The organism is Paenibacillus sp. 01L418 (assembly GCF_056400045.1).
This window is the reverse complement of record NZ_JBFTSN010000423.1, coordinates 1-5,388: the sequence shown is the minus strand read 5'-3', so window position 1 is coordinate 5,388 and position 5,388 is coordinate 1. Positions and strand designations below refer to the sequence as shown.

Below are 5,388 nucleotides of genomic sequence, written 5' to 3'. Positions count from 1 at the left end.
CGCCGAGCCCACTGCAACTGCAAGTGCAGATCCGGTCAAACTGACGATGTGGGGAGCTGTGCCGGCCGAGAACGGACCCCAAGAGGTTGTCGACAACTGGAACAAAGAAAATTCGGATATTCAGGTGGAGTATGTACGGTTCGTCAATGATGAAGCCGGCAATCTGAAGCTGGATACGGCACTCATGTCCGGCCAACCCGTAGACATGTACGTAAACTATGATTACAGCCTTTACGAGAAGCGTATAAAAGCAGGAAACGCGCTTGATATAAGCAGTTTCACTGACTATGATGTGAACGAAAAAATGGGTGAAGGTGCTGCCTTTTGGAAGGTGGACGATAAGTATTATGGCGTTCCTACCCAGAAAGGCTTATCCTTTGTCTGGTTGAACAAGGACATGCTCGATGCCAAGGGACTGCCTGTTCCTACGGAATGGGGACTGGACGAGTTCAGGGATTATGCCGCCAAGCTGAAGGATGATAAGGTTTGGGGATTGGCGCAAAGCGATTATTACTTCAATGTGCCTATCAACGGTTCCATGCTGAAGCAAAGCTTGCAGCTGACGAATCCGGACGGTACTTCAGCTTTCGACAATCCGTTGACGGTCAAAGCACTTCAGGTTTATTCGGACATGATGTTTACGGATAAAAGCTTGATGCCTCATACGGAGCAGATTACTTCAAAGCCCGCTTTGGACCAGATGTTTGTGAAGGGAGAAAGCGCAATGCTATTTTCCACGAACCAGATTTTCCGTACGACTAACAACGTGGCAGAGTTCCCAAGGTCGTTCAAGGTGGCTGCGGCGCCGGCTCCCAAGGTTAACATGGATCAGGCCGATTACATTAACGCTGGCGGCTTAGGAGACGTGGTTGCTATCAATCCCCGCACCAAGCATCCGGAAGCCACCTGGAAATTTATCAAGTGGTATGCGGACGGTGGCATGCTGCCGATGGCGGCAGGCGGAAGAGTACCTTCATCCAAGGACTTCCCAGTCGATGAGGCTGTTGCCCTTATGTTCAAAGGTGTGGAGGACACCTATGACCTTGATTCGATTAAGCGGGTCATGTTCGGGAGCCTTCCACTTGGTCTGAGCCGTCTGGACCGGAAGTCAGGCAGCGAGCAGCAGGCAATTTATGACAACGTGTTTTCCCAAAAGCTGACTCCTGAGGAAGGCGCGAAGGAATTAGCGCGGGTGCATAACGGTAATTTGCAAGCATCATCTAAATAAAGTCGTCAGGCTAAGGGGGAGCGAACCTTTAACGCCGCATCCCCTTAGCCGCAAGCTGCTGGATACTGCAAGCTACATTATAAATAGAGAAAGGCGGTGACCGATCGTGAGTTGGATGAAGCGACAGAGGCTGATTGGTTATGTATTCATTGCTCCCAATCTAATCGGAATGATGGTGTTTATGCTCGTTCCAGCTCTGTTCTCCTTTTATTTAATGTTTACAGATTGGGTATTCGCTAGCGGGCAAACCCCGCGTTTTATCGGATTGGATAATTTTAGAATGATGGTGAGAGAYGATTTATTTGCTGTATCAGTCAGAAATACCTTGCTGTTGTTGGTCCCTGTACCGATTTCGATTATGCTCGGATTTCTAATTGCTGTCATACTCAACAACCGGACATATTTCCAGAAAACGCTGCGTGCGTTCTTTTTCGCTCCGTACTTTACCAGCGGCATCGCTATTGCCTTTGTATGGATGGTGCTATTTCAGCCTTCCAACGGTCCAATAAACGCATTCCTGCGATCAGTTGGTATTTCTGAGCCTCCCCTATGGTTTGCTTCCCCGGATACAGCGATGTATGCGGTGCTGATCATGGTGACCGCAGGCGGAATCGGATACAACATGATTATTTATTTGGCCGCGCTGCAGGAATTGTCCTCAGAGCAGCTGGAAGCGGCAAGGATGGACGGAGCGACGTTTGGGCAGCTGCTGCGTCTGATTATATTTCCTTTGGTTAGTCCTACCACCTTTTTTCTGATGATTACCGGCTTCATCGGCTCCATCAAGGGCTTTGGCATGATTTATGCCATCACACAGGGAGGCCCTGCCAATAGTACGACGGTTTTCTCTATTTTCGCCTATAAGAAAGCGTTCAGCTTTTATGAAATGGGGTACGCGTCAGCCGTCTCGTGGACCATGTTCCTGATCATCCTTTGCATCTCGCTTATTCAGTGGGCGGGCCAGAAAAAGTGGGTTCATTACTAACGGAGGGGGAAGACGCACAATGGAAATAAGAAATAACAGAATAATCAGAAAACGAATAATCAAGAGCTTTAATACGATCTTCATGGCACTAGCGAGTCTACTGCTGTTGTCGCCAATGATCTGGATGATCAGCACCTCGTTCAAGATGCCGAAGGACGTTTTCACTTTTCCAATTCAGTGGATTCCACTTGATCCTGTATGGACCAACCACTTTAAAGTCTGGATGACTGGCGACGGGTTTGCTCTATTTTATTTAAACTCTTTGAAAATATCGATCATTTTAATGATTGGAGCTCCATTGCTCGCCGCATTTGCCGCATATGGCTTCAGCCGCATTCCCTTCAAGGGAAGGGATGCCATCTTTATGCTTTATCTGTGTTTGATGATGATTCCGCAGCAAGTACTGTTTGTCCCAAAATTTATCATGTTTGATTGGATGAATATTTATAACACCCATTGGGCGCTCATTCTTCCGGGCTTGTTTACTGTATTCGGCGTCTTCATGATCAGGCAATTTTTTATGAGCATTCCCCATGAAATATCTGAAGCGGCTTTCATTGATGGAGCCGGCCATTTCCGGATTTTCTTTCAATTGTTTCTACCGCTTTCCAAACCGGTTCTGGCAACCTTCGCTATCATTGATTTTACATGGACGTGGAACGATTATGAAAACGCTTTGATTTTTTTGCTGGACAAAAGATTGTTTACGGTGCCGCTTGGTATGCAGAATTTCATGCTGGAATCGGGAGTGGACTATAACATGATGATGGCTGCCGCGACAGCAGGTGTCGTACCGCTGCTTATCGTCTTCTTTATTGGCCAGAAGTATATTATTCAAGGGTTCTCCAGTTCTGCGGTCAAAGGATAAACGATTATTATAGCAAGCAAAAAGTTATGTGTGAAACGAGCAATGATGATTGTAGTCAGTGTTCTGATGGTGATTTGCTCCGGCAATACAAATGTTCATGCCGRAGCAACAGGTGATGAGATTAGTTCAAAACATGAAAATGAAAGCGCTTTACCGAGAGCTGCGACTGATCTGTTTGATGGAACGCAATCATTCATTCTAGGAGGTGCGAAATGAATATTAGCAGAAAGGCAATTCGTATATGGTTCGTCATGTTATCCGTATTATTGGTATCCGGAGGACTTATTCCGCCAGGTGGGATATCGGCGTCCGCAAATACGCCGGATGTGATATATGCGGAACTAGGAAACGATCCTATTTTTAATGGATTGACGGTGCTGCCTGGGGATAATTCTACGTCCCCGCAAGCGGCGGTGAAAGGCGGTAAGCAAAGTTGGGGGACGAACAAAAGCGGAGGAGTTCAGTTTATGTATTTGAATGCGGCTCCTGGCTTTTTCGTCGAAGGGCAGAGCCGGATTGAGGTTTCTGTCGATTATTACGACGGCGGAACCGGCAAATTTAATCTGATGTATTTAAAGCAAGGCGGGTGGCAGGAAGAGAAATATGTACAGCTTACCGGAAGCAACACTTGGAAGACGCATCGATTTTACGTTTCCGATGGCGTACTAATTACGAAAATGCGTCTGGGCCTGTACGGACCCAAGATGGGGAGCAGCCAAGAGGATGTCTTCTTTAAATCAGTGACTGTATCCAAATTGCCGGATTACAGCATGGCAAGCTCGGTGCAGGCAGTTTTGAAAAGCAACAGGACCTATGAGGGCATTAAAGTGCGGCTAGGCGGTAATGAAAAGTACGCTGAGCCGATAGTCTCCTATGGTTCCAAGGAGGGGTGGTCTACGCAAATCAGCAATAATTACGCCTATATGTTCTTTGATCTCGATAGTTCATATGGAAGCGGGAAAAATCAAAAAGTCGCAGTCGACTATTTCGATCGCGGCACAGGCAAATTTAATTTGCGTTTCTCCGCGGCAAATAGCAGTACTGATTCGGATATGGTGCAACTGACGGGGACAAATGAGTGGAAAACACATGTTTTTCAGCCAGTGGACGCCGACTATACGACAATTCGATTGGCAGGGATCGGGGAAGATGTCGTCATCGGCTCCATTAAGGTTTCGAAAGCTGACGATCCGGAGCAAGGTCATGAGGTTGTTACGGCGACATTAGGTGCGAATCCCGTATTCAGCGGCTTGCATATGTTTCCAGGAGATCCGCAATTGCGCGACCAGAGCGGCAAGGCCGAAGTCATAGGAGGCAAGGACAGCTGGCGCACGGATAAAAGCAATTCCCGCAGCTTTCTTTATATGGAAGTGACCGATGAGGAATTCGTCTCTAGAGGAGATCATCGCGTCGAAGTGACGGTTGAATATTTTGACGGACCTGTTGGGAAGTTCGCCTTGTCCTACCTGAATGATACCGGCTGGCGTGATATGAAGCATATCCGACTGACGGGTACGAACAGTTGGAAAAAGGAGCGGTTTATCGTGCTTCAGGCGGACTTGAAGCGAGTCATGCGTCTGGGCGTTTGGTCGGGCGAAATGGGCACCAGTGAGACGGACGTTTATTTCAGAGAGGTTTCAATCCGGCCTTTGGATAACTACAGCGACGCGCAGTCAGTGAAAGCTCAGTTAAATAGCGACTGGAAGTACGAGGGAATTAATGTGTTCCCGGGAGACAATGCCAAAAATAAGGCGCCGATCGTTGTAAGATCAGAGCAGGAAGGCTGGACGACGGACACGGCTAATGGCGCGAAGTACTTATATTTTAATGTAGACGATACGTATGTTTACGATGTGGATTTGCCGATCGAAGTTGAGGTGACTTACCTCGATGTTGGCAAAGGCACGATTGTGACTGAGTATGATGCCATAAAGGGCGGATTTACAAAAGCAAACCCGATTCAATTGACGGATTCAGGGACATGGAAGACGAGTATCGTCACTCTGCCTCACGCCAAGTTTTCCAATCGTGCCAACGGCACGGATTATCGTATTTATTATACCAAAGCATCCGTAGATACGGCTCAGGATGTCGTGATCTCGGCGGTCACCGTGAACAAATTTGTTCCAGAGACGCGGGATATGAAGATTATTCCAACGACGACGGGAAATGTATTTCTTGTGGGAGAACCAATTAGCATTGATTTGAAAACGGTTGCTAAACGGGTCGATTGGAAACTGGAAAATTATTGGGGTGCTCCTTTCGGCAACGGATCGGCTTCCGTCGGCAATGACGGGAACCTGACCC

General features: G+C 47.5%; 4 protein-coding genes. All 4 read left to right on the top strand.

All coding sequences use genetic code 11. The features are described from left to right. The coding region (locus tag AC1DSE_RS29385; RefSeq protein WP_477528637.1) for an ABC transporter substrate-binding protein at window positions 1-1,228 on the top strand (1,228 nt) is incomplete at its 5' end. A 115-nt stretch (window positions 1,229-1,343) separates the two neighbouring features. Then, window positions 1,344-2,213, top strand: coding sequence for a carbohydrate ABC transporter permease (locus AC1DSE_RS29380; protein ID WP_477528638.1), 870 nt, complete (start codon window positions 1,344-1,346; stop codon window positions 2,211-2,213). Window positions 2,214-2,232: 19 nt separating this feature from the next. Next, window positions 2,233-3,081, top strand: coding sequence for a carbohydrate ABC transporter permease (locus AC1DSE_RS29375; RefSeq protein ID WP_477512105.1), 849 nt, complete (start codon window positions 2,233-2,235; stop codon window positions 3,079-3,081). 212 nt (window positions 3,082-3,293) lie between these two features. Further along, a partial coding sequence (locus AC1DSE_RS29370) for a hypothetical protein (protein WP_477528636.1) occupies window positions 3,294-5,388 on the top strand: 2,095 nt, incomplete at its 3' end.

Excerpts from the sequence above, each read along its gene's own strand:
- AC1DSE_RS29375 (WP_477512105.1), top strand. The coding sequence starts at position 2,233 with ATGGAAATAAGAAATAACAGAATAATCAGAAAACGAATAATCAAGAGC.